Annotated in this window: 25 protein-coding genes; 9 read left to right on the forward strand and 16 right to left on the reverse strand. The window is 69.9% G+C overall.

All coding sequences use genetic code 11. From position 1 onward, the window contains the following. Positions 1-336 precede the first annotated feature (336 nt). Positions 337-1,161, forward strand: a complete 825-nt coding sequence (locus tag PYV02_RS05485; RefSeq protein WP_275756985.1) for a hypothetical protein — start codon at positions 337-339, stop codon at positions 1,159-1,161. A gap of 4 nt (positions 1,162-1,165) precedes the next feature. Here the strand turns inward: PYV02_RS05485 and PYV02_RS05490 are convergent, their stop codons facing one another. Beyond that, positions 1,166-2,290, reverse strand: a complete 1,125-nt coding sequence (locus PYV02_RS05490) for an AI-2E family transporter (protein WP_275756987.1) — start codon at positions 2,288-2,290, stop codon at positions 1,166-1,168. Between the two features lie 59 nt (positions 2,291-2,349). Continuing rightward, positions 2,350-3,195 carry an NYN domain-containing protein gene (locus PYV02_RS05495; protein WP_275756989.1) on the reverse strand — a complete coding sequence of 282 codons (846 nt, stop codon included), beginning with the start codon at positions 3,193-3,195 and terminating at the stop codon, positions 2,350-2,352. A gap of 30 nt (positions 3,196-3,225) precedes the next feature. Between PYV02_RS05495 and PYV02_RS05500 the strand changes: the two genes are divergently transcribed. After that, a complete protein-coding gene (locus PYV02_RS05500) occupies positions 3,226-4,254 on the forward strand; it encodes an alpha/beta hydrolase (RefSeq protein ID WP_275756990.1) in 1,029 nt (342 codons plus the stop codon). On the opposite strand, the gene PYV02_RS05505 is transcribed toward PYV02_RS05500, so the two are convergent. Genes PYV02_RS05505 through PYV02_RS05520 form a run of 4 tightly spaced genes read right to left on the reverse strand, consistent with a single transcriptional unit; the run spans position 4,251 to position 6,388 of the window. Then, positions 4,251-4,700 (reverse strand): NUDIX hydrolase, encoded by a 450-nt coding sequence (locus tag PYV02_RS05505; RefSeq protein WP_275757935.1) that lies wholly within the window; start codon positions 4,698-4,700, stop codon positions 4,251-4,253. The two genes, PYV02_RS05500 and PYV02_RS05505, sit on opposite strands and share 4 nt — an antisense overlap. Next, entirely contained in the window at positions 4,693-5,112 is a 420-nt protein-coding gene (locus PYV02_RS05510; RefSeq protein WP_275756992.1) for a DUF1761 domain-containing protein, read from the reverse strand. Before PYV02_RS05510 ends, PYV02_RS05505 begins: the two co-directional genes overlap by 8 nt. 45 nt (positions 5,113-5,157) lie before the next feature. Then, positions 5,158-5,907 (reverse strand): cytochrome c biogenesis CcdA family protein, encoded by a 750-nt coding sequence (locus tag PYV02_RS05515; RefSeq protein WP_275756994.1) that lies wholly within the window; start codon positions 5,905-5,907, stop codon positions 5,158-5,160. A 1-nt stretch (position 5,908) separates the two neighbouring features. After that, positions 5,909-6,388, reverse strand: a complete 480-nt coding sequence (locus PYV02_RS05520; RefSeq protein WP_275756996.1) for a thioredoxin family protein — start codon at positions 6,386-6,388, stop codon at positions 5,909-5,911. Between the two features lie 65 nt (positions 6,389-6,453). Here PYV02_RS05520 and PYV02_RS05525 point away from each other — a divergent pair, with 65 nt between their 5' ends. Then, positions 6,454-7,254, forward strand: a complete 801-nt coding sequence (locus PYV02_RS05525) for a zinc-ribbon domain-containing protein (protein ID WP_275757937.1) — start codon at positions 6,454-6,456, stop codon at positions 7,252-7,254. 31 nt (positions 7,255-7,285) lie between these two features. Here PYV02_RS05525 and PYV02_RS05530 read toward each other — a convergent pair whose 3' ends face one another. The 7 genes from PYV02_RS05530 to PYV02_RS05560 all read right to left on the reverse strand — a co-directional run bounded on the left by PYV02_RS05530 (position 7,286) and on the right by PYV02_RS05560 (position 13,865). Continuing rightward, a complete protein-coding gene (locus tag PYV02_RS05530; RefSeq protein WP_275756998.1) occupies positions 7,286-8,128 on the reverse strand; it encodes a transposase in 843 nt (280 codons plus the stop codon). Positions 8,129-8,148: 20 nt separating this feature from the next. Next, positions 8,149-8,382: a hypervirulence associated TUDOR domain-containing protein gene (locus PYV02_RS05535; RefSeq protein WP_275757000.1), complete on the reverse strand. Its 234-nt coding sequence runs from the start codon at positions 8,380-8,382 to the stop codon at positions 8,149-8,151. Positions 8,383-8,410: 28 nt separating this feature from the next. Beyond that, positions 8,411-10,771: an excinuclease ABC subunit UvrA gene (locus tag PYV02_RS05540; protein ID WP_275757002.1), complete on the reverse strand. Its 2,361-nt coding sequence runs from the start codon at positions 10,769-10,771 to the stop codon at positions 8,411-8,413. A 61-nt stretch (positions 10,772-10,832) separates the two neighbouring features. Further along, positions 10,833-11,873, reverse strand: a complete 1,041-nt coding sequence (locus PYV02_RS05545; RefSeq protein WP_275757004.1) for an isopenicillin N synthase family dioxygenase — start codon at positions 11,871-11,873, stop codon at positions 10,833-10,835. 46 nt (positions 11,874-11,919) lie between these two features. Then, positions 11,920-12,126: a hypothetical protein gene (locus tag PYV02_RS05550; protein WP_275757006.1), complete on the reverse strand. Its 207-nt coding sequence runs from the start codon at positions 12,124-12,126 to the stop codon at positions 11,920-11,922. 10 nt (positions 12,127-12,136) lie between these two features. Then, a complete protein-coding gene (locus PYV02_RS05555; RefSeq protein WP_275757008.1) occupies positions 12,137-13,423 on the reverse strand; it encodes an acyltransferase family protein in 1,287 nt (428 codons plus the stop codon). A gap of 1 nt (position 13,424) precedes the next feature. Further along, positions 13,425-13,865, reverse strand: a complete 441-nt coding sequence (locus PYV02_RS05560; protein ID WP_275757010.1) for a hypothetical protein — start codon at positions 13,863-13,865, stop codon at positions 13,425-13,427. Between the two features lie 60 nt (positions 13,866-13,925). Between PYV02_RS05560 and PYV02_RS05565 the strand changes: the two genes are divergently transcribed. Together PYV02_RS05565 and PYV02_RS05570 are read left to right on the forward strand one after the other, a co-directional pair. Beyond that, positions 13,926-14,705, forward strand: a complete 780-nt coding sequence (locus tag PYV02_RS05565) for a hypothetical protein (protein WP_275757012.1) — start codon at positions 13,926-13,928, stop codon at positions 14,703-14,705. Positions 14,706-14,741: 36 nt separating this feature from the next. Next, complete coding sequence (locus tag PYV02_RS05570; protein WP_275757014.1) at positions 14,742-16,091, forward strand: glucose-6-phosphate dehydrogenase; 1,350 nt, start codon at positions 14,742-14,744, stop codon at positions 16,089-16,091. 155 nt (positions 16,092-16,246) lie between these two features. Here the strand turns inward: PYV02_RS05570 and PYV02_RS05575 are convergent, their stop codons facing one another. Together PYV02_RS05575 and PYV02_RS05580 are read right to left on the reverse strand one after the other, a co-directional pair. Then, complete coding sequence (locus PYV02_RS05575) at positions 16,247-16,738, reverse strand: FBP domain-containing protein (RefSeq protein ID WP_275757016.1); 492 nt, start codon at positions 16,736-16,738, stop codon at positions 16,247-16,249. A 28-nt stretch (positions 16,739-16,766) separates the two neighbouring features. Beyond that, a complete protein-coding gene (locus tag PYV02_RS05580; RefSeq protein WP_275757018.1) occupies positions 16,767-17,408 on the reverse strand; it encodes a TetR/AcrR family transcriptional regulator in 642 nt (213 codons plus the stop codon). 70 nt (positions 17,409-17,478) lie between these two features. Between PYV02_RS05580 and PYV02_RS05585 the strand changes: the two genes are divergently transcribed. From PYV02_RS05585 to PYV02_RS05600, 4 genes are all read left to right on the forward strand, one after another. Further along, on the forward strand, positions 17,479-17,871 hold the full coding sequence (locus PYV02_RS05585) for a VOC family protein (RefSeq protein ID WP_275757020.1): 393 nt from the start codon (positions 17,479-17,481) through the stop codon (positions 17,869-17,871). Between the two features lie 165 nt (positions 17,872-18,036). Further along, positions 18,037-19,494, forward strand: a complete 1,458-nt coding sequence (locus tag PYV02_RS05590) for a DUF7059 domain-containing protein (RefSeq protein ID WP_275757022.1) — start codon at positions 18,037-18,039, stop codon at positions 19,492-19,494. Then, entirely contained in the window at positions 19,491-20,894 is a 1,404-nt protein-coding gene (locus tag PYV02_RS05595; protein WP_275757024.1) for a sugar porter family MFS transporter, read from the forward strand. Before PYV02_RS05590 ends, PYV02_RS05595 begins: the two co-directional genes overlap by 4 nt. Continuing rightward, on the forward strand, positions 20,891-22,603 hold the full coding sequence (locus PYV02_RS05600; protein WP_275757026.1) for an alkaline phosphatase family protein: 1,713 nt from the start codon (positions 20,891-20,893) through the stop codon (positions 22,601-22,603). Before PYV02_RS05595 ends, PYV02_RS05600 begins: the two co-directional genes overlap by 4 nt. Here PYV02_RS05600 and PYV02_RS05605 read toward each other — a convergent pair. Next, a complete protein-coding gene (locus tag PYV02_RS05605) occupies positions 22,600-22,881 on the reverse strand; it encodes a GNAT family N-acetyltransferase (RefSeq protein WP_275757028.1) in 282 nt (93 codons plus the stop codon). The genes PYV02_RS05600 and PYV02_RS05605 overlap by 4 nt on opposite strands. Positions 22,882-22,907: the final 26 nt, after the last annotated feature.

A 22,907-nucleotide genomic window follows, 5' to 3' on the forward strand; every position in this document is an offset into this window, starting at 1 on the left:
CTTTTGTCGGTTCTCACCTGACCATCGCACGATGGCTCACCACGTCCACGACGTGACACTCGAGCCCGAGAACTACACCACCCCATGGGACGTCACCGCCCGCCGAGCAGGCCCCGCCGAGCAAGGCCCGCCGAGCAGGCCCCGCCGGGCCGGGCTCGCAGGGCGAACCCGACGACTGAAGACCCCCCGAGCGAACCTTGGGACCCAGACGCGAGCGGCCTGTGAGCGGACCGAACGCACCTTCCACCTGAGGTCGAGCCGAGTTGGCGCGCCGTTGCAGACGGCTCGTTCCACCCCCGGGCGAGAATGACCCGAACGACGAGGACGGGGGTCCAGATGCCGGTGTTCAACAACGGAGTGCGACGCAGGGTCGATCGCATCGCGGCGATCGTGGGTGCAGCGGTGTTCGTCGCCGGCATCGCGGGTATCGGATTCGGGGTGCGCGCCTCGGCCGAGACGCCGGCCCCGCAGCAGACCACGGTGGTGTCGAGCCCGATTCCGGGCGATCCCGAGACGATGGTGGTGCGCAGTACGCAACCGCCGACCCGCGCCACGCTCGAGCCCCGGATTCTCGAGGAGACGACTGTCACCCAGGCCGGCAGCACCGGATCGGTGGTCGTGACGACCGGTCCCGCCGTCGCGCACACGCCGGATGTCACCGTCGTCGCGATCCAGTTCATCTTGGTCACCTTCGCGGCGCTGCTCGCCGCGTTCGCGACGCACGTGGTGCTGCTCGGTCGCTACGGTCCCGCCCCGCGAGCGGCGATCGCGGGCAGCATCATCGAGGTGGATGACGCGGCCGCCGTCAAGGCCGAGGTCGCCGCCGCCGGCGAGGCACGCGACCTCTCCCGCCCGCTCTTCGACGCCGCCGGAGTCCCAGACACACGTCTGCGCCTGCTGCAGAGCCGCATCGCCCTCGAGGTGGAGGTGCGCAAGCTCGCCTCCAACCACGACCTGCCGAGCGGGCTGACCATCCCGTTCGTCGTGAAGGGACTCGTGGACAAGAAGAAGATGTCGCCCAAGCTCGCGTCGGCCATCATCGAACTCGGCGAACTCGGCGAACGCATCAGCCGCGGCGCGGACCTCTCGGCGGACACCACGACCCTGCTCGCCGACGCCTACGCCCAGGCGCTCGCGAAGGTCGGCGGCAAGATCAAGTGACGCGCTAGCGCGTCTCCTGCCGGGGCAGCACCACGCGTTCGAAGATCAGGATGCCCGAGGCCACCACCGGGATCGCGACGAGCGCCCCGAGGATGCCGCCGAGCGACGCCCCGCCGATCGCCGCGACGATCACGAGCGCGCCCGGCACCGCCACCGCCTTCGCCATCACGCGCGGGCTCAGGATGTAGGCCTCGATCTGCATGTAGACGAGCATGATCACGCCAGCGACGAGCGCACCCCACGGGCTGATCGGCAGCGTGGCGAGCACGACGATGGAGGTGCCGATCACGGGCCCGACCACGGGGATCAGCGCGCAGATGAACGCGATGAGGGCGAGCAACGACGGCACGGGGCCGCCCACCAGGGTCACCACGGCGAAGGTGACCACGGCGTTCGCCACCGCGAGCAGCAGCTGGCCGGCGACGTACCTGCCGACGGACTGCAGGATCTCGTCGGTGATCGACATGAACCCCTCCCGGCGCGATCGCGGCACCGACTGGTACACCTTCTTCATCACGAGCGGCAGGGTGAGGGTGAAGTAGAGCGAGAGCACGGTCACGACGATCACCGCGGTGACCGCCTCGCCCAGGCCCGAGCCGATCGCGAGGATGCCGCCACCGATCGTCAGCCACTGCTTGGGGTCGCTGATGAACGCGACGACCTCTTGCGTGAGCGCATCCACATCGATCCAGCTGCCGACGTTCTGCACCAGCCACTGCACCCATGGCTGGTCGGGCAGGCTCGCGGCGAAGGCCGGTGCGCCGGCGATGATGGCGCTCACCTGGGCGATGATGATGGGCACGACCGCGAGGGCGACCAGCGCGCCGATGAGCAGGCCGACCACGACGACCCCGACCGAGGCGACCCAGCGCGGGATGCCGCGCGCGGTCGCCCACCGGATCACCGGTTCCAGCGCGAGCGCGATGAAGAAGGCCACCCCGATGTAGGCCAGCACCGTGCCCAGGGTGCTGATCGCGCCCAGGATGAGCAGGCCGATGCCGACGCCGAGGGTGCCGAGAAGGCCGACCTGCAGGGCGTTCACCTGGATGCGCCGCGTCGCCACCCGAGGGGTCGCCGAGCGGTGCGCAAGGGCGCGGGAGGGGCGCAGGGAAGGACCCGGTCGTGTCATCGTGTGCTCACAGTACTGGACCGCCAACCGGCTGCGTACCCCCGCGATCGGGGTCAGCGCTAGGCGCGATCTCGAAGCCGCACAGAGCGGTTCTGGCCGTCCTCGCGCATCTCGGCCACGGCATCCCGCGACCGGATGAAGTCGGTGAACGACTTGAACCCGAGGGTCTTCTCGTCGAAGGAGCTCTCGAGCCGCTTCATCTGCGACTTCACGGCGGAAGCGGCGAGCCAGTCGTCGACGTCGTCTCGGCGGCGGCCGACCTTCAGCGCGCGCTCCAGCAGGGCCGTGGCATCCTGCTGCGGGTCGCGCGCGGGGGCGGCCTCGGGCTCGACGGGCTCGACCGCCGGGGGAGCGGACTCGATGCCCGGCAGATCGGCGTAGTACGAGAACTCGTCGACGGCGTTCTTGAAGGCCTGGCTCGTCGACCCGGTGACCCCGACGGCGACCACCGTTCGGCCGAGCCGGCGCACGTTCTGGGCGAGCGGGATGTAGTCGGAGTCGCCGGCGACGATCAGCACGTGCGTGATGTCCGGCAGGCGGAACAGGTCTTCCATCACGTCGATCGAGAGCCGGATGTCCGCACCGTTCTTCGACCCCGAGGTGGGGAACATCTGCACCAGGTCCACGGCGCGCTCGACGAGCTGCGTGCGGTAGCGCGAGTTGGCGGGGGCCGACCAGTCCGCGTAGGCGCGGCTCAGGGCGAGGGTGCCGAAGGAGCTGGCGAAGTCGAGGATCGCGCCCAGGTCGACGGTCGCGGCATCCAGGCGTTCGGCGGTCTTGCCGGTGGCGTTCTTCGCCTTCTCCTTGATGAAGGCGCCGCGCCCGTGCACGCGGTCGTACTGCGAGATGACGATGTTGTCGAAGTCGATATAGACGGCGACGCGCGCTTCCGGAGATTCGGCCATGGTGCCAGTCTGACCCATAAGGTGTGGTGCATGATCTCCTGGCTGCGCAAGAAACGCCACAGCATCCCGCTCGCCTTCCTGCTCGCCGGCATCATCGCGGCCATCGTCTGGGTCGTGAGCCCGTGGCCCGCCGCGCTGATGATCCGCGCCCTGTTCGAGCAGCAGGCCGACAAGACCGTGGAGGAGATGCAGCCCTACGCGCCGAAGGGCGGTCTGGATGCCACGCTCGACGTGCAGTACGCGTCCGGCACCCCGTTGGCCGCCGGGGCCGACACCACGCTCGACGTCTACTCGCCCTCGGACAGCACGGGACCGCTGCCCACGCTGATCTGGATCCATGGCGGCGCCTGGATCTCCGGCGACAAGGCGAACGTCGACCCCTACGTCAGGATCATTGCCGCCGAGGGCTACACGACCGTCGCCCTCAACTACACGGTCGCCCCCGAGGCGGCCTATCCGACCGCCCTGCAGCAGCTCAATCAGGCCCTCGCCTTCCTCGTCGAGCACGCGGAGGAGTACCGCATCGACCCGGATCGCCTCGCGATCGCGGGCGACTCCGCGGGCTCCAACCTCACGAGCCAGCTCGCGGTGCTGACGACCAGCCCCGCGTATGCGACCCAGGTCGGGCTCGAGCCGGCACTGACGCCGGAGCAGCTGCGGGCCGTGGTGCTCAACTGCGGCATCTACGACGTCAGCGGCATCCCGAACGCGCCGGGTCTCGGCGGTTGGGGCTTCCGCATCGCGCTGTGGGCCTATCTCGGCGAGCGTGACTGGGAGGACAGCCCGGGCGACCACGAGATGTCGACGATCGAGTCGGTCACCGCCGACTTCCCGACCACGTGGATCTCCGGGGGCAACGCCGACCCCCTCACCGAGTCGCAGTCCAAGCCGCTGGCGACCAAGCTCGAAGGCCTCGGCGTGGATGTCACGACCGTCTTCTACCCCGCAGACGAGACGCCATCCCTGCCCCACGAGTACCAGTTCCACCTGGACTTCGACCAGGCGCGGGTGGCGTTGGACTCGACGCTCGACTTCCTGGGCAACCAGCTCAAGCGTTAGCCGCCGGCGAGCCGGGCGAGCACCGCTCGCTGTCCCTTCACGAGCTTCTCGCGCGCCTCATCGAGCCCGAACCAGGCGATGCGGTCGAGTTCCGGAAACGACTGCATGCGGCCCGACCCTGGAGGCCATTGCGTCTCGAACACGCCCGGTTCGAACGCCGCGAGATCGGGGTCGCCCTCGAGGGCGAACACCGTGATCGTCTTGCCGCTCGAGTAGGTGACCGAGCCGAGGGGCTCCAGGTCGCCCTGCGGCGGCGCGAAGCCGAGCTCTTCGGTGAACTCGCGCACCGCCGCCGCGGCGGCCGGCTCACCGGGCAGCAGGAGGCCCTTCGGGATCGACCAGGCCGCGGCATCCTTGCGACTCCAGAACGGACCGCCCATGTGGCCGAGCAGCACCTCGCTGCGGCCGAGACGGTGCAGCAGGATGCCCGCGCTCGACTCAGGCAGGCCAGACTCCGATGATGAGCGCCATGACGAGCACGGTGACGAGCTCGTGCGCGATGTTCAGCACCGTGAGCGCGGCGGGGCGCTTGTCGAAGGCGTCGTGCGTGATGAACCTCGCCGCGGTGAAGCCGGCCCACAGGATCACTGCGGTGACGAGCGCGTTGACGAGGAACGATCCGCCGTAGAAGGCGTACGCGATGAACGCCGCGCCGGCGAGCACCCAGGCGGTGATGAAGCTCACGATGAGCGTGACGACGATCGGGGCGATCGCGTCCTTCGCGTCGCCCGACGGCGTGACGCCGGAGAGCTTCATCCAGCGATTGCCGAACACCTTCGGGGTGTACCAGATCGAGCCCACGACCATGCTCGAGAGGGAGGCGAGCAGCACGGCGATGTAGTTGATCTCGGGGAGCATCGATGGTCCTTCCGTCGGTTGGCACGCAGCCTACTCCCGGCGGACTCAGCCCCGCAGCCACTCCTCGAGACCCGCGATCGGGTCGTACCAGCCCTGCTCGAGCACGAAGGCTTGCACGGTCTTGTCGAGCCCGATGATCACGGCCACACCGACCACGATCATGACGACGCCGACCGCCTTGCGGAACCAGCCATCCGGATTCGACAGCCAACCGAGCCTGCGCACCACGGCCTGTCCCACGAACGCCACCAGCAGCAGCGTGACGGCCAACCCGATCGCATAGACCGAGATCGCGAGCACCCCCTCCGCGAACGAGACCGGCAGCACCGCCGCCAGGACGAGGGCGTACGTCGGCGAGCAGCTGCTGAAGGTGGGTCCGAGCGCCGCACCCAGCAGGATGTCGCCTCCGACGCTGCGCCGGCGGAACGACGCGTCGACGGCCCGGTTCGCGCGCGCCTGCAGACCGGTGGCGGTCATGACGCGCTCCCAGAGCGCGGGCCACAGCATGGTGACACCGAACAGCACGACGATGCCTCCGGCGATCACCTGCCAGACCACCTGCGGCACGCCGAGCAGCACGGTGGTGGCCTTGAGCAGCAGGGTGAACGCCACCACCGACACGGCGAGGCTCGCGGCGATCACGATGGGGCGCGCCCACTCCCGTTTCGCCGCCTCGGCGTCTGCGGAGGTGCGCGCGATCGAGCCGCCCACGATCACCGGCAGCAGCGGAAGCACGCACGGGGCGGCGACGGTGAGCACACCGGCGGCGAACGCCAGCAGCAGTAGGCTCAGCATCTCAGAGCATCGCGTCGATGACGGCGTTCAGGTGCGGGTCGTCGTAGGCGATGTACGACTGCAGCGGGGAGCCGGCGGCATCCACCTCCACGAAGGTGGTCTGCAGGGTCACGCCGTACTGCTGGCGCAGTGCCTGGTTGCTGTCGTAGTCGACCTTGACGATCGTCACCCCCGCGGGCACGCCCTGGGCCAGGATGTCCGCCTCGACCGAACGGCATTGCGGGCACCACGGCGCGTGGAAGAACAGCAGCACACGACCTTGGGCGTCGGCGATCGCGGTCTCGCTGTAGTCGACGTACGCTCCTGGCGTGGCGACCGCGGTCGCCTCCGGCGTCTGCACCGGGGTCGGGTCGGGCGTCGTCGTCGCGCTCCGACTCGGCAGGCTCTGCGGCGCTCCGTCGCGGGTGACCGCGAACGCCACGAAGACGCCGCCGATCACGACGACGATGGCGACGATGGCGACGAGGATCCGCTTGTCCATTCCGAGAGCATGCCATGCATCCTTGGGAAACGCTGAGCGTCGGCGGTGCCGGTTACGGTGGCCGGGTGCCGGAGCCGGTCGATGCGTGGTGGCGCCGCCGCCAGTTCTCGCGCGGCGCCGAGATGCCCTATGTCGTCGGGCAGTACCGCGAGCAGTGGCAGCAGTACCCGGTGCTCGTGCGGCAGTTCCACCCCGACCTCAACGGCGGCATCGTGCTCAGCCAGGTGCCGCCGGCGGCGGATGTCTGGCTGCTGTGGCAGTGCGACGCCGGGCATCGCTTCGTGGCGACCCCGTTCGAGCAGCGGCAGCGCCCGGGCCGGTCGCGCCGGCGCTCCAGCTGGTGTCCGGAGTGCGCGGCGGGTGCGGGCGGGGCGGCACCGGTTCGGCGCAAGCAGCGGTTGTGCACGCGATCGGAGGCGGCGCGGCATCCGATCGGCGACGCTTTCGTGAGCGAGTGCGCGCCGCGCGCCGCCTCCGCGGCCGAACCGCGACTGCGGCAGCTGCTGGCCGACCGGCTGGAGTTCGATCCGGCGCCGAACGCGATCCGGCTGCGGCAGCCGTTCTTCGACCACCTCGAAGCCTGGCCGGACATCGTGCTCAGCGACCTGCGCGTCGCCATCGAATACGACACCACCGGCCGGGAGGGACTCGATCACGTCGGCAGGCGGGAGGAGTCCGACCGCCGCAAGGATCGGGCCCTGCGCTTGGTGGGGTGGGAGGTCGTGCGCGTGCGCACGGGCAAGCTCGCGCCGCTCGGTCCTTTCGACGTGGTGGCCAGCGGGGTGTCGGGTGCCGTCGTGGGGCGCGTGGTCGAACGGCTTCGTGAGATCCGGGGCGATCTGATCGTCGCCGCGTACTCCCGCTGAGCCCCACCCCGGTGGCTGGCGCCCCTGACGCTCAGTCCTCGGCGCGCAGCCGCACCGCCTCCGCGCGGAGGTCGGCTGCGTGCCGTTCCGCGCGGTCGCGCTCACGGCCCAGCGAGCGCAGGTCTCGGTCGGTGTCGCGCAGCTCGTCCTCCACGGCGGCGACCTGCTGCTCCAGCTCGGCCAGGCGTGACTCGAGCCGGTCGCGGGTGGACTCCACTTGCTCGACGCGGCGCTCGAGGGCGCGCACCGCGGCATCCGCTTCGTCGGCCCGCTTCTCCGCGTCCTTCGCGGCCCGCACCGCCGCGAGGTCGCGCACGGGCGCGCGCCTGGCCTCGGCTCGGGGCGCGGAGATCATGGATGCCTCAGGCGCCGCCACCGCGTCGGTCAGGTCCACGGGCTCCACCCCGGTGGCCTCGAGCGCACGCTGCAGCCTGCCGCTGCGCACCGCCGCCGCGGCCGCCGGATCGCTGAGCGCCGCCTGCAGCGTCTGCGCGACCTCCTCCGTCACCGCGGTCGTGAGGGTGTGCCGTGCCGCGCTCGCGAGCGCCGCCGCCTCCCGGGCGAGCGCCTGCACGAGCGCGCGGCGTTGCCTGGTCAGCTCGGCGAGCTGGTCGCGGTCGAGCTCCTGCTGCGCCTCCCGCATCGCCCCACCCAGTTCCGCGAGCTGCTCCAGTTCGCCGGGGCGCTCGCGGGCGAGCAGGTTCACGGCCCAGGCTGCGGGGGAGGGCCGGCGCAGCGACATCACGCGCTCGGCGAGCTCGAGATCCTTCGTGTCCTTCACGTCGCGCGCACGCGCGTTGCGGGCCGCCGTGAACTCGGCCGGGGTGAGCGCGTAGAGCTCATCGGCGATCTCGGCAAGCGTCAGCACGGCCACCACAGCAGCTTAGGAGCAGGTCAGCGGCCTTCGCCGCCCCCGCCTTCGCCGCCGCCGCTGGCGACCTTGGTGAGCCCGGCCGCGGCGTGCGCCATCTTCGAGCCGGTGCTCTCGGACTGCACGATGAACACCGGCACCGCCGCGCTCGCGACGAAGTGCTCGCCGGCCAGGTCGAAGTCCTTCTCGCGCTTGGCGACGATCCTGCCCTGCAGGTCGTCCCAGCTCACCCGGTCGCCGATCCTGAAGTCCGCCATGGGCTCAGGCTAGCCCTCCGCCCGGTGGTCAGGCGCCGATGTACTCCTTGAGGTGCCGCGCGGTGAGCGTGGATGCCGCGGCCACGAGCTCCGCCGGCGTGCCCTCGAACACCACCGTTCCGCCGTCGTGGCCCGCGCCCGGCCCGAGGTCGATGATCCAGTCGGCGTGCGCCATAACCGCCTGGTGGTGCTCGATCACGATCACGGACTTGCCGGAGTCCACGAGGCGGTCGAGCAGCCCGAGCAGCTGCTCCACGTCGGCCAGGTGCAGGCCCGTGGTCGGCTCGTCGAGCACGTAGACGCTGCCCTTGTCACCCATGTGAATGGCGAGCTTCAGTCGCTGCCGCTCGCCGCCCGAGAGCGTGGAGAGCGGCTGCCCGATGGTGAGGTACCCGAGGCCCACATCCACCATCCGCTGCAGGATCGCTGCCGCGGCCGGGATGCGGGCCTCGCCCTCGGCGAAGAACACCGCCGCCTGTGCGACCGGCATTGCGAGCACCTCGGCGATGTTCTTGCCGCCGAGCGTGTAGTCGAGCACCTCGGCCATGAATCGTCGGCCCTCGCACACCTCGCAGACGGTGGCCACGCCGCCCATGATTCCGAGGTCGGAGTAGATCACGCCATTGCCGTTGCAGTTCGGACACGCCCCGGCCGAGTTGGCACTGAACAGTGCGGGCTTGACCCCGTTGGCCTTCGCGAACGCGGCGCGGATCGGGTCGAGCATGCCGGTGTAGGTGGCGGGGTTCGAGCGGCGCGAGCCTTTGATGGCGCCCTGATCGACGGCGACGACGCCCTCCAGGGGCGCCACCGACCCGTGGATGAGCGAGCTCTTGCCCGAGCCGGCGACGCCGGTGACCACCACGAGCTTGCCGAGCGGGATGTCGACATCCACGCTCTGCAGGTTGTGCGAGTTGGCCCCGCGCACTTCGAGCACGCCCGTGCCGGCGCGGAACTCGTCCTTCACGTGCGCGCGATCGTCGAGGTGGCGCCCCGTGAGCGTGCCGCTGGCCCGCAGTTCGGCCACGGTGCCGGTGAACTGCACCTCGCCGCCGTCGACCCCGGCCCGCGGACCCAGGTCGACCACGTGGTCGGCGATCGCGATGGTCTCCGGCTTGTGCTCGACGACGAGCACGGTGTTGCCCTTGTCGCGCAGTTGCAGCAGCAGCTCGTTCATCCGCTGGATGTCGTGCGGGTGCAGGCCGACGGTCGGCTCGTCGAAGACGTACGTGACATCCGTGAGCGCGGAGCCGAGGTGCCGGATCATCTTCGTGCGCTGCGCCTCGCCGCCCGAGAGGGTTCCGGAGGGCCGGTCGAGGCTCAGGTATCCGAGGCCGATGTCGACGAACGAATCGAGGATGTCCTGCAGCGTCGCCAGCAGCGGTGCCGCCGACGGCTCGTCGAGGCCCCGCACCCACTCGGCGAGGTCGCTGATCTGCATCGCGCAGGCATCCGCGATGCTGATGCCCGCGATCTTCGAGGAGCGAGCGCCCTCGTTGAGCCGGGTGCCGCCGCAGTCGGGGCAGTCGGTGAATGCGACAGCGCGGTCGACGAAGGCGCGGATGTGCGGCTGCATCGCCTCTTTGTCCTTGGACAGGAAGGACTTCTGGATCTGCGGCACGAGGCCCAGGTAGGTCATGTTGATGCCGGCGACCTTGACCTTCGTCGCCTCCTTGTAGAGGAAGTCGTTGCGTTCCTCCTCCGTGAAGTCTCGGATCGCCTTGTCCGCGGGCACGAGCCCCGACTCGGTGAAGATGCGCACACCCCAGCCGTCCGGGGTGTAGCCCGGCACGGTGAGCGCTCCCTCTTTGAGGGATTTCGAGTCGTCGAACAGCTGGGCCAGGTCGATGTCGCTGACCTGCCCCATGCCCTCGCACCGGGGACACATGCCGCCCGTGATGGTGAACTCGCGCTCGATCGTGGTGCCCCTGGCCGTGTCGAGCTTCGCGGAACCGGTGCCGGTCACCGAGGCGATGTTGAAGGAGAAGGCCTGCGGCGAACCGATGTGCGGCTGGCCGAGTCTGCTGAACAGGATGCGCAGCATCGCGTTCGCATCCGTGGCGGTGCCGACCGTGGAGCGGGCGTTCGCGCCCATGCGCTCCTGATCGACGATGATCGCGGTCGTGAGCCCGCCGAGCACGTCGACGTCGGGCCGGCCGAGCGAGGGCATGAAGCCCTGCACGAAGGCGCTGTAGGTCTCGTTGATCAGCCGCTGGGACTCGGCCGCGATGGTGCCGAACACGAGACTCGACTTGCCCGAGCCCGAGACGCCAGTGAACACGGTGAGACGTCGCTTCGGGATGTCGAGGTCGACGTTCTTGAGGTTGTTCTCGCGCGCTCCGCGGATCGTGATCGTGTCGTGGGGGTCGGCCTGGCCGGTCGCGGTGTTCACGGCGTCCACTTTGCCAGATGCTCCGGACAAGCGCGGTGCAAGTCCCCGAGGGGCGTAGCGGTCAGTCCTTCGCGGCGAGCACGCGCGCGGTCTCGCGCGTCGCCGAGGTGTTCTTCACGCCGGCGCGGGAGCCCGCGAGCTTCGCGGCGATGTGCTCGGTGACGGTGATGGGCTCGTAGATCGGGGCCTCGCCCTCGGGAACGCAGGTCGCGAGGGCGGCGATCACGGCATCCGCGTTGCCGTCGTGGAAGTACGCGGCGCTGCGGCGACGCATGATGGTGCCGTCGACGATCGGGGGCTTCACACGGTGCAGCGTCGACATCCAGCGCTCGTTGGTCCAGCGCGCCGTGAGGTCGCCGAGGTTGATGAGCAGTGCGTTGTCGGCGGGGCTCACGTCGTTCCAGCTGCCGTCGGCGCCGAGCACCTGCAGGCCCTTGACCTGATCGGCCCACAACACCGTGACGATGCCGAAGTCCGTGTGCTCGCTCATGCCGATGAGGTCGCCGTCGAGATCGATGGTGCCGGGCGGCAGTGCGTAGTTGTTCATGCGCAGCACGTCGATGGAGTGGTCGGTGAACGCGTCGAAGAATCGCGGCGGCAGCCCGAGCGCGGCGGCGAAGATGTCGGTCATCGTGCGCGAGACGCGCTGCGCCTCCGCGAAGTAGCGCTCGACCTTGAGCCGGAAGTTGAGCGTGTCGGGCCACACGTTCTCGGCGTAGTCGGTGTTGCTCTCGAGGTCCAGCCCCGGGTAGTCGGAGGCGGCCGAACCCACGTTGAACGCCTCGAAGAAGTCGTTCATGCGGCTCGCGGACTCCACCCCGAGCGACAGGGAGAGCGTCTCCGCCTTGGGCGGGCTGTAGCCGCGGTTGATGCCCTTGGGCGTCACGTACTGCCGCTTGGAGTCGAGGTCGTCGGCGAAGAAGTCGTCCATCGCATCGGCGAGTCCGTCGGTGACCGAGGTCGGGATGCCGTGCCCGAGAATCTGGATGAACCCCACCTCCCGGCACGCGGCGTCGATCTGCGCGGCCACCTCGGCGCGCTCGGCGCGTGTGCCCTCCCCGACCCAGGGCGAGATGTCGACTGCGGGAACGTGGAATGCCATGGCCACCACGGTACGCGCCGAGTATTTCGGGCGGGTTAAGCTTCGCCTACGGCAGGGGCGTCGTGTCCTCGGGCAGGGCGTCGTACCAGTCGGGCTCGGTCGCCGGAGCCTGGGAGCGCCGCGTGCCGCGCACGAACCAGAGCACCGCGCCGATCACGAGCCAGACCAGCAGGGATGCCGCGGCCAGCAGCCCGCCGACGATGCCGACCACGCGCAGCCAGCCGCCGACCACCTCGAGCACCGCAGCATCCATGCCTGCCAGCCTACGTGGCCGCTCCGACCGACGCGCGGGCGGGCCAGCGTCCGAGCATGAGCACCGCGATGGAGAGGGCGACGCTGCCGATGATCGCGATCGTCAGGTTCATGAACAGCTCCATCACCAGGAACGAGGGCACGAACGAGATGATGGCGGCGATCGCGACGACCGACCCGGGCGGAGTGACGGTCACCTCCTTCGGCGCCTCCCAGCGCGCGACGAGGAACGACAGAGCGAAGAGCACCGCGAACACGATGACCAGCAGCAGCGGCCTGGACCACCACCAAGCCGCACTGCCAGGGGTGGGGGAGGCGCCGGGGATGAGCAGGCCGATCCCCGTGACGATGAGGATCACCGGCAGGTGCCACAGGTAGATCGTCATGAGTCTGGAGCCGATGAGGAACACCACGTCCCGGGCCGCGTGGGTGTTCATGAGTCGCGCGAGCGCGGGGCGCAGCAGGCGCAGCACGCAGGCCTGCCCGACGGCGAGGGCGATGAGGGGCACGGTCGGCGGGTTGAGGTTGGTGAGCATGTCGGTGGAGTACGGCCCCCACGTCGTCAGCGGTACGAGCGAGGCGTAGGCGAGCACCGCGAGACCCACCAGCTGCCACCAGTGCCTGCGCCCGAACCACCCGTCCGCGTACCAGAAGCCGAGTTGCTGCACGAGAAGCCACACGAAGAACAGGTTGAGCAGCCCGATCTCGTCGACTCCGGTGGCGTAGCGCGCGGCATCGACGAGCACGGCGCCGGCGAGCAGCACCGCGAGCGTCACGCGCGGCGCACGGGTGTGCCATCCCACCATGAAGGGAACGAGAGCCTGGCACAGCGTGTAGGCCGCGAGAAACCACAGCGGGGAGCCGGCGCCTTGCACCGCGAGGCTGACGAGTGAGGGATCCACTCCGAGCAGTTGGGCTCCGCCGATCACGACCACGTAGAAGACGTAGAGCGGCAACGCGGGCTGCGCCAGTCGCAGGATGCGGTTGCGCACGTACTCCGCGCCGGTGCCGCCGCGGCGCACGAGGCTGCGCCACGCGGTGATGGAGGCGAACCCGCCGACGACGAAGAACAGCGGCATGATCTGACCAACCCAGGTCGCCGCGGGGAACCAGGCCGCCGATCCCACCGGGCTCTGCGTGGGGGTGAGGGCCACGAGCTGGCCGTTCGCATCGAAGCCGACGCCGACGAGCAGCAGATGGATGACGACCACGAGCACCACGCAGAACACGCGGGCGAGGTCGAGCGTGAGGTCGCGTTTGGACAGGTCGATGGAGCTCGCGCGATCGGCCGCCGTCATCTCAAGCCCAGACCTCGCGCACGCCGGGGTAGGCGGCGGCCTCTCCGTACTGCGTCGTGCCGCCGAACTTGGGTCGCTTGTACGGCAGCAGCACGATGAGGGCGACGCCCTCGCGGTGCTCGAGCCGCACCTCGATCGCGTCGGTGCGTTCTCGGCTCAGGCGCGTATTGGTCACCAGCGCGGTGCATCGTGCGGAGGGGGCGAGGTGGCGCAGCTGTGCTCGGGCGGCGAGGCTGATCGCCTCGGCTTCGGGATGCTTGCCCAGCTCGCTCGTGTCCAGGTCGACCGCGAGCAGTCGGCCGTCCACCGCGACGATGATGGCGAACGGATCGAACTCGCTCGCCGCCACCAGGTGCTGCTGCGCGAGCCGCAGGCCGCTGTCGAGCAAGCGGTCGATGTCCGCCTGGGCGGCAGCCGAAAGTGCGTCCCGCCACGAATGCATGGGTCCACCGTATCGGTCGAACGGTTGTGAGCCGGTCATCCGCACCGCTAAGAATGAGACATGCGAAAAGCCACGCTCACCTCAGGTCAGGTCGTCGCTGCGATCTTCGCCGGAATCATCGGTCATGCCTTCTTCGCGGCGGGCTGGTTCGGCCTCGGGGTCGTGCTGCTCGGCGGGGTCGTCACGGCGATTCTGGGCGGCACGATCGGCGGCCTCGGCGGTGCGTTCGGCAATGAGACCATCGACGCGGTGCTCGGCGGAGCCGGCGGCGTCGTGGGCGGGCTCGTGATCGGCCTCGGCATCGGTGCGGTCGTCGTCATGCTGCTCGGAGTGCTCTTCAGCTGGCTGATTCTGCGCGCCGGCAAGGTGCGCAAGCCCGCCGCGGTCACGTGGATGTCCGTGCTGATCACCGCCCTCCTCTCGCTGCCGCTGCTGCTGGTCTACGGCGCGATCGCCGGCAACGCCGCGGACGGCCAGCCGCGCTTCACCATCGTCGCGGCGATCGGCACCGCGGTCATCGGCGCGCTCGTGTGGCTGTGGATGACGTGGGCGTTCCGTGGCCCCGCATCCGAGTTCGCGGGGCAGTCGGCGACGAGCGCCGGATCGGTCGCAGCGGCACCGCCCGCCCCCGTCGTCGAGGCTCCGCCCGTCGCTCCCGCGGTCGAGGCTCCGCCTGTCGCCCCTGCGCCGGCCGCTGCTGAGGTCGTCGAGCCCGCAGCGCCGGCGCCGAAGGCCCCGGCACCCAAGTCCGCGACGGCGAAGGCCCCGGTCGCCAAGTCCGCGACGGCGAAGGCCCCGGTTGCCAAGAAGCCTCCGGCCGCGAAGAAGCCGACGGAGTAGTCCGGTCGGTGCTGCGACGGGGGTAGGGTCGGCGTGATGTCCCAGCAAATCGAGACCCTCGTCATCCTGGGCGCCAGCGGCGATCTCACCTCGCGCCTGCTGCTGCCGGGCCTCGCGTCGTATCTGGCGTCGCCGCGCGCCCACGAGGTGGCGCTGATCGGCGTCGATCGTTCACCGGTGACCGACGACCAGTGGCGGGCGAAAGTCAAGCAGGCCTTCGCCGGCGACTCCTCGCCACTGGCCAAGCGGGTGGTCGCGGCGACACGCCACGTGCAGGCGGACGTCTCCAACGCCGACGACCTCACTCGTCTGCTCGGTCAGCTCAGCGGGCGCATCGCCCTGTACTTCGCCCTACCGCCGATGGTCACCGAGGCCGCGTGCCGCGCGCTCGCCACGATCCCACTGCCGGCCGGCCTCACCCTCGCGCTCGAGAAGCCGTTCGGCACCGACTTGGCGAGCGCCCGTGCGCTCAACCGTCACCTGGAGATGATGCTGCCCGAGCAGCAACTGTTCCGGGTGGATCACTTCCTCGGCAAGTCCACGGTGCTCAACCTGCTCGGCCTGCGCTTCGCGAACCGCATCTTCGAGCCGTTGTTCTCGGCCCCGAACGTCGACTCCATCGAGATCGTCGTGGATGAGACCCTCGGTCTCGAGGGACGTGCCGGCTACTACGACTCCGCCGGCGCCCTCGTCGACATGATCCAGAGCCATCTGCTGCTCGTGCTCGCACTCGCGACCATGGAGCCGCCGGCATCCCTGTCCCCGGACGACCTGCGCGGCGCGATGGCGCAGGTGCTGCGCGCCACCCGGCCGCTGCGCAAGAACGGCACGGCGAGCCGTCGAGCGCGCTACGGCGCCGGCCGCATCGGTTCGCGCGACCTCGCCGCCTACGTCGACGAGGTCGGCGTCGACCCGCAGCGTCACACCGAGACCCTCGCGGAGGTCTCGCTCGTCATCGACAACTGGCGCTGGGCGGGGGTGCCGATCACGTTGCGCTCGGGCAAGGCGCTCGGTCGGGCGCGGCAGGACATCCTGGTGCGTTTCAAGGACGTGCCGCACCTGCCCAGCGGGCTCACCGGCGTGGCCGGGCCGTCGTGCCTGCGCATCTCGATCAAGCCGGCGACCCTCGACCTCGACGTCGTGCTCAACGGCGAGGGCGACCCGTTCGTGCTGGAGCGCTCCGTGCTGCACACTCAGCTGCGCGACGGCGACCTCAGCGCCTACGGCGAGGTGATCGCCAGCCTGCTCGAGGGCGACTCCTCGCTGTCCGTGCGCGGCGACGTCGCCGAGGAGTGCTGGCGCATCGTCACCCCGATCCTCGAGGCCTGGCGCAAGGATGCCGTGCCGCTCGAGACCTACCCGGCCGGCTCCGAGGGACCCGCCTAGCTCAGCTCGGCACCTCCTCGCCGCCCCGCCCGTAACTCATGGTTTGCGGCGCCACACGCCGGGAGACGGGGAAGGTCTGGCGTGTCATCCGGCCCCGCCATGAATTGCGCAGGAGGACGGGGGCTCCGGGAGTCGCGGCCGCAGCACGAGTACACCTAGCCCACGCGCATCACGTTGGCGGTGAACGCCCGCAGTCGGGCGGTGAGCCCCTCGGTGCGCTCGGCGAGCAGTTCGGCCGCGGAGCGCGTCGCGGTCGCGGGCGGCAGCTGCCGCAGCACGTGCGAGCATGCGAGATCGTCGCAGATGTAGGTGCCGACGGTGTTGCCGTCGAGGCCGGCCTGGCCCGCGCGCGGCGCCGAGAACATGGTCACGCGGTCCGAGGGACGCGCGCTGCGGCACAGTGAGCACATCGCGGCGACGCCGGGAGGTGGGGATGTCGGTGCGGCACGCACCGCGATGCCGACGGCGCGGTCGCCGGCGATGTGCACGAGGTATCCCCGCTGCGGCGCCTGCGGATCTCGCCAGCCGAGGTACTCCCGCTCATCCCAGATCACGTCGTGCAGCGGCGGCAACGGTATGCGCGCCGCGAGCTCGGGCTGCAGGTTCACGAAGCTCGCCCTGATCTCGTCGGCGTCGAGCGGCTTCACCCTCTCCACGATAGCGCGGGGCATCCGCTCACTTGGTGAAGCCGGCCTCCACCATGTCGATCACGCGCTGCGCCGTCGCGTCCACGGCATCCCGAGGCAGCGCCCGCAGGGGACCATCGATCACCAACAGCGCGAACCCGTGCACGCTCGACCAGGCGAGGAACTCGGCGTTCGGGCGTCGGCTCGCCGGCATGAGCCCGGATGCCACCAGCCCGTCGATGGCGATGCTCAACAGTTCGAACGGGGTTCTGCCGCTCGGCCCGGCCTTCGCGCGCGAGGTCGCCCGCTCCAGGCTGGACGGCACGAAGAACGCCGTGCGGAAGAGGCCGGGGTGCTCGACCGCGAACGTGACGTATCCCGTTCCGACGGCTCGAAGCTGGGCGCGGGCGACCTGCTCCGGGGCGCCAGCGGGGATCGCGTCGAAGTGCACGTCGATCGCGGCACCGAGCAGGCCCATCGCCGCGTCGCTCACGGCGTCGAGCAGGGCGTCGCGGTCGGCGAAGTGACGGTACGCCGCGTTCGGCGACACCCCGACCCTGCGGGTCGCCTCACGCAGCACGACCGCGTCGGGACCGCCCTCACGGGCGAGGTCGAGCCCCGCGGCGATCAGCGCCTGGTGCAGGTCGCCGTGATGGTAGCGAGGGCGCGAGCCGATGTCCGTGGCGGTCATGCTCCTCCTCTGGACTGTGGTCACCAGTCTATGACAGTGTGGACGGTGTCCACATGAGAAGGGAGCGGCGATGCTGTTCGAGGACTCGGATGCCTTCGCTTCGATGTCGAGCAACGACACCGAAGTCTCGAAGCGGTTCTACCGCGACGTGCTCGGCCTCGAGGTGCGGGACGAGGGCATGGGCGGCCTGATCTCCGTGCAGTTGCCCAAGGGAGGCGCGGTGCTCATCTATCCCAAAGACGACCACGTGCCGGCCACGTTCACGGTGCTCAACTTCCCCGTCGACGACATCGACGCCGCCGTCGACGAGCTCGGCTCCCGCGGTGTCGTGTTCGAGCACTACGGTCCGGATCTGCACCAGGACGCCAAGGGCATCATGCGTGGCAAGGAGGCCGGCATGGGCCCGGACCAGGCCTGGTTCACCGATCCGGCCGGCAACATCCTCTCCGTGCTCACGGCCTGAGCCCGCCGTCGACACGCCCCATCCGGCGCAGGGTGGGGCGGCCGAGAACGTTCGCAGAACCAAGGACGTCGTCCTTCGTTCTGCGAGTCTGCGAGGGGTCCATCGCTCGGCGGGCGAACGAACGGCGCCCGCTGCCCGGGCCGTCGCCCCTGCCAGACTGTGCAGGTGAACCACGAGCTCGTCGACCGCCTCGCCACCGACCTGCGCACGGCCGACTTCACCGTCGACGCGCTCACCGCGCTGTGGGGCGAGGATGCCGCGGCCGCCCTACACCGCGGCGACCGGGTCCCGGCGCTGCGCGCGCTGTCCGGCAGCGCGCTCTCTACCCTCGCCCGCGCCTTCGTGCTCGGCGTGCCGTGCGAGCGGCCGGATCTCGCGGCGGCGCTGCCCGCGCTCGGCCTCGACGGCGCCGTCGAGCTCGGGCTCGTCACGGCCGATGGCGCGCCACGCCTCGACCTGCGGCCCTATTCCTTCGTGGATGGTCGCGGCATCGTCAACTGGTGGATTGCCTCCGACCTCGGGGAACTCGCGCTGGGGCACGCGATACCGGAGGATCACGTGCTCGGGGTGGGCGGGGCATCCATGACGCTGAGCGGTCTGATGATCTCGGCACCCGTCGCGGTCGCGCTGGACCTCGGCACCGGGTGCGGCATCCAGGCGATGCACGTCTCCCGGCACGCCGAGCGCGTGGTGGCCACGGACATCTCGACGCGGGCCCTCGACTTGGCCGCGTTCAACTGCGCGCTCAACGGGATCGGCAACGTGGAGTTCCGGCTGGGGAGCCTCTTCGAGCCGGTCGCCGGGGAGCGGTTCGGACAGGTCGTCTCCAACCCTCCGTTCGTCATCACCCCACGCGTGGCGGGTGTGCCCGCGTACGAGTACCGCGACGGCGGCATGGTCGGCGACGGGATCGTGGCGACGGTCGTGCGCGACGTGGAATCCGCGCTCGAACCCGGTGGGATCGCCCAGCTGCTCGGCAACTGGGAGTACCCCGGTGGCCTCGAGCGGGTCGAGTCCTGGGTCTCCGAGACCTCGCTGGATGCGTGGGTCGTCGAGCGCGAGCGTCAAGACGTCGCGCGCTACGCCGAAACCTGGATCCGGGACGGCGGCACCAGACCCGGGCCCGAGTTCGACCGTCTGGTCGGGGTCTGGCTGGACGATTTCGCCGCGCGCGGCGTCACCGAGGTCGGATTCGGCTACGTCACGCTGCGCAAGCCCCTCACGGAACCCACACTGCGCCGGTTCGAGCGGCTCGACGGTGCGACCGGGGGCTCGCTCGCCGAGCATCTGCGCACCTGTCTCGACATCCACGATCAGCTGCTGGGAGCAGACCTGTTCGCGACCAGATTCACCGTCGCACCGGATGTCACGGAGGAACGCCACTACTGGCCGGGCGCCGAGCACCCCACCGTGATCCGCCTGCAGCAGGGCACCGGGTTCGCACGCGCGGTGCCGGTCGGCACCGCCCTGGCCGCGGTCATCGGAGCCTGTGACGGCGAGCTTCCGCTCGGCGCGATCTGCGATGCCGTGGCCGACCTGCTCGGGACGGATCCGCAGGCCCTCCGCGACGAACTCGTGTCGCACGTGCGTGAACTGGCCTTCACCGGCATGCTGTTGCCATGACGACGGATCGCAAGGTGATCGGGCTCGCGGTGGCGGGCGCGGTCGGCGGGTTTCTCTTCGGGTTCGACTCCTCCGTGATCAACGGGGCGCTCGACGCGATCAAGTCGGATTTCGGTCTCGATGCCGGGTTGCAGGGCTTCGTGGTCGCGATCGCACTGCTCGGGTGCGCGCTCGGGGCCTTCCTCGCGGGGAGGCTCGCGGATCGCTTCGGTCGCATCCCGGTGATGATCGTCGGCGCGACCCTGTTCGTGATCAGCGCGATCGGGGCGGGCTTCGCGTTCACGGTGCCCGTGCTCATCGCCGCCCGCGTGGTCGGAGGCATCGGCATCGGCATCGCCTCCGTCGTCGCGCCCACCTACATCGCCGAGGTCTCCCCGGCGGGCAGTCGCGGCCGCCTGGGCTCGCTGCAGCAGCTGGCTATCACGGTCGGCATCTTCGTCGCGCTGCTCTCCGACACCGTGCTCGCGGGCCTCGCCGGCGACGAGTCCGCGGTGCTGTGGTTCGGCCTGCCGGCCTGGCGCTGGATGTTCCTGGTGGGTGTCATCCCGGGACTGGTCTACGGCCTCATCGCGACGCGGCTGCCCGAATCGCCGCGCTACCTGGTGCTCCGCGGCGCGGACGCCCAGGCGACGGCGGTGCTCGAGCGGTACTGGAGCGGTGAGGATGCCGGGCAGGCGGTGCGCGACATCCGCGACTCGATCTCGACCGAGTCCGCGACGACCGACGGTGCCACGCTGCGAGCGCCGCGCACCGGCCTCAAGCCGATTGTCTGGATCGGCATCGCGCTGAGCGTCTTCCAGCAGTTCGTCGGCATCAACGTGATCTTCTACTACTCGACCGAGCTCTGGGCCGCCGTCGGTTTCGTGCAGGCCGACGCGCTGATCATCTCCGTCGTCACCGGGCTGCTGAACATCGTCGTCACCCTCGTCGCGATCGCCCTGGTGGACCGGATCGGCCGCCGACCGCTGCTGCTGACCGGCTCGATCCTGATGGCCGTCTCGCTCGCGGCGATGGCCCTGGCCTTCGCCCAGGGACCGGCCGGACAGCTCGAGGGCGCGTGGGGTCCGGTCGCGCTCGTCGCGGCGAACCTGTTCGTGATCGGCTTCGGGGCGTCGTGGGGTCCGCTGGTGTGGGTGCTGCTCGGCGAGATCTTCCCGAACGCGATCCGCGCGAAGGCGCTGGGCCTCGCCGCGGCGGCGCAGTGGATCGCGAACTTCGCGGTCACCCTCACCTTCCCGCCGCTGTCGGCCATCTCGCTGCCGCTGACCTACGGCATGTACGCCGCGTTTGCGGCGCTGTCGTTCTTCTTCGTGCTCAAGCTCGTGCCGGAGACCAAGGGCATGGCCCTCGAAGACGCGGACACCCTGCTGCAGCGGCCCGCCGCTACGGTGGTGTCGTGAGCGAGCCGATCGACCCCAAGACCGCATCCCGACGCGACTTCCTGCGCACCGGCGCGGTCGGGCTCGGCGGCGTCGTGGCCGGGGCGGCGGCGGGCGCGGGGGTCACGGCAGCGGTGACGAGTGGCACGCGGCATCCACCGGAGTTCGCCCCTCTCGAGCCGCGCAGCGAGCCCGGGTTCGACCACGTCGTGGTGCTCATGTACGAGAACCGCTCCTTCGACAACGTGCTCGGGTTCCTCTACGGTGCCGACGAGCAGCCCGACTTCGACGGACTCAATCAGGGTTCGTACTCGAACGTCGGTCCTGGGGGAGAGACGATCGAGGCGCACACCTACGTGGGCGACACCGACACGGTGATGCGGCATCCCCAACCCGACCCGGGCGAGACCTACCCGCACGTCAACACGCAGATCTTCGGCATCGTCGACCCGGAGACCAACGCGCGACTCTACGAGAACGAGTTGCGCGAGCCGTACAACGCGCCCGTGAAGGACTCGAAACCCACCATGGAGGGTTTCGTCAAGGACTACGTCATCAACTACGAGGAGCTCAAGAAGGGCACCAAGCCGAGCTACGACGAGTACCGCATCGCCATGGGCAGTTTCTCGCCCGAGATGCTGCCGGTGTTCTCGGCCATCGCGCGGGGCTTCGCGGTGTACGACGCCTGGCACTGCGCCGTGCCGTCACAGACGTTCTGCAACCGCTCGTTCTTCCACGCCTCCACGTCGCACGGGTTCGTGACCAACAAAGACCTCGGCGGCTACGACAAGTGGATCGACGCGCCGCCCGCGCCGACGATCTTCAACCGGCTGCAAGATGCTGGCCTCACCTGGCGGGTCTACTACGACGCCCAGCAGATGGTCTCGTTCACGGGCATGCTGCACGCGGCCGTGCTCGAGCCGTACTGGAAGACCAACTTCCGCTCGATGGAGCAGTTCCACGACGACGTGAAGAACGGCAATCTGCCCGCGTACTCGTTCATCGAGCCGCGCATGGTCTTCAACCACAACGACATGCACCCGCCGTTCGGCACGCTGCGCGAGGGGGAGTACGAGGGCGAGAAGGTCTTCAACAGCGCGCTCTCCGATGTGCGCGCGGGCGAGGCCCTGCTGCACTCGGTGTACGACTCGCTGCGCAAGGCGAAGTCCGCGAAGGGCTCCAACGCGATGAACACCGCGTTCCTCGTGACCTTCGACGAGCACGGCGGCACCTTCGACCATGTGCCGCCGCCCTCCGCCGTGCCCCCGGAGGCGAGCGCGCCCGCCGGCGAGATGGGCTTCACCTTCGATCGACTGGGATGCCGCGTGCCGGCCATCCTCGTCAGCGCCTACACCGCCGAGAACACGATCATCCACGACGAGATGCACCACGGCGCGCTGATCGCGACCCTCAACCGCCTCCACGGCCTCGAGCCGCTGACCCGCCGGGATGCCACGGCCAACAACGTCTTCAATGCCGTGAACCTCACCACGCCCCGCCAGCCGTACGCCTGGCCGGTCACGCATCCCGCCTACGTGCCGCCGAACCCGGAAGACGTGCCAGCCCCGCACGAGGAACACAAGCACCGCCCGCTCTCGACTCCCGCGCAGGGTCTGCTCGGCATCCTGCTGGCCAAGTACGAGCCCAACCTGCCCGTGCCGCAGACCTACGGCGACGCCTACGACGTGCTCGTCAAGCACGGCAAGGGGTTGTTCGGAGTGCGGGACTAGACCGCGCCGAGCAGGTCCCGCTCCTCCGGGTGCTTGCCCAGGTACGCCACGAGCATCGGGCACGTCGCCTTGAGCCTGAGCCCGCGAGACCGGATGTCCTCCAGCGCGCCCCGCAGCAGGCTCGTTGCCAGGCCGCGGCCCTCCCATCCCTCGAACACCTCGGTGTGCAGGATGTCGCGCACTCCGTCGTGGTCGCGGTACTGGCTGAAGCCGACGAGTTCGTCGTCGAGGGTGATCTCATAGCGGTGCTGTTCGGCGTTGTCGATGACCCGTTCCATCCCTCCATGCTCACACATGGCGCGTT

It is taken from the genome of Antiquaquibacter metalliresistens (assembly GCF_029211225.1).
GTDB classification, from domain to species: Bacteria; Actinomycetota; Actinomycetes; order Actinomycetales; family Microbacteriaceae; genus Rhodoglobus; species Rhodoglobus metalliresistens.

Excerpts from the sequence above, each read along its gene's own strand:
- PYV02_RS05490 (WP_275756987.1), bottom strand. The coding sequence starts at position 2,290 with ATGACACGACCGGGTCCTTCCCTGCGCCCCTCCCGCGCCCTTGCGCAC.
- PYV02_RS05545 (WP_275757004.1), bottom strand. The coding sequence starts at position 11,873 with ATGGCATTCCACGTTCCCGCAGTCGACATCTCGCCCTGGGTCGGGGAG.
- PYV02_RS05555 (WP_275757008.1), bottom strand. The coding sequence starts at position 13,423 with ATGACGGCGGCCGATCGCGCGAGCTCCATCGACCTGTCCAAACGCGAC.
- PYV02_RS05510 (WP_275756992.1), bottom strand. The coding sequence starts at position 5,112 with ATGCTCCCCGAGATCAACTACATCGCCGTGCTGCTCGCCTCCCTCTCG.
- PYV02_RS05565 (WP_275757012.1), top strand. The coding sequence starts at position 13,926 with ATGCGAAAAGCCACGCTCACCTCAGGTCAGGTCGTCGCTGCGATCTTC.
- PYV02_RS05585 (WP_275757020.1), top strand. The coding sequence starts at position 17,479 with ATGCTGTTCGAGGACTCGGATGCCTTCGCTTCGATGTCGAGCAACGAC.
- PYV02_RS05485 (WP_275756985.1), top strand. The coding sequence starts at position 337 with ATGCCGGTGTTCAACAACGGAGTGCGACGCAGGGTCGATCGCATCGCG.
- PYV02_RS05605 (WP_275757028.1), bottom strand. The coding sequence starts at position 22,881 with ATGGAACGGGTCATCGACAACGCCGAACAGCACCGCTATGAGATCACC.
- PYV02_RS05500 (WP_275756990.1), top strand. The coding sequence starts at position 3,226 with ATGATCTCCTGGCTGCGCAAGAAACGCCACAGCATCCCGCTCGCCTTC.
- PYV02_RS05560 (WP_275757010.1), bottom strand. The coding sequence starts at position 13,865 with ATGCATTCGTGGCGGGACGCACTTTCGGCTGCCGCCCAGGCGGACATC.
- PYV02_RS05535 (WP_275757000.1), bottom strand. The coding sequence starts at position 8,382 with ATGGCGGACTTCAGGATCGGCGACCGGGTGAGCTGGGACGACCTGCAG.
- PYV02_RS05595 (WP_275757024.1), top strand. The coding sequence starts at position 19,491 with ATGACGACGGATCGCAAGGTGATCGGGCTCGCGGTGGCGGGCGCGGTC.
- PYV02_RS05515 (WP_275756994.1), bottom strand. The coding sequence starts at position 5,907 with ATGCTGAGCCTACTGCTGCTGGCGTTCGCCGCCGGTGTGCTCACCGTC.
- PYV02_RS05580 (WP_275757018.1), bottom strand. The coding sequence starts at position 17,408 with ATGACCGCCACGGACATCGGCTCGCGCCCTCGCTACCATCACGGCGAC.
- PYV02_RS05520 (WP_275756996.1), bottom strand. The coding sequence starts at position 6,388 with ATGGACAAGCGGATCCTCGTCGCCATCGTCGCCATCGTCGTCGTGATC.
- PYV02_RS05550 (WP_275757006.1), bottom strand. The coding sequence starts at position 12,126 with ATGGATGCTGCGGTGCTCGAGGTGGTCGGCGGCTGGCTGCGCGTGGTC.
- PYV02_RS05495 (WP_275756989.1), bottom strand. The coding sequence starts at position 3,195 with ATGGCCGAATCTCCGGAAGCGCGCGTCGCCGTCTATATCGACTTCGAC.
- PYV02_RS05570 (WP_275757014.1), top strand. The coding sequence starts at position 14,742 with ATGTCCCAGCAAATCGAGACCCTCGTCATCCTGGGCGCCAGCGGCGAT.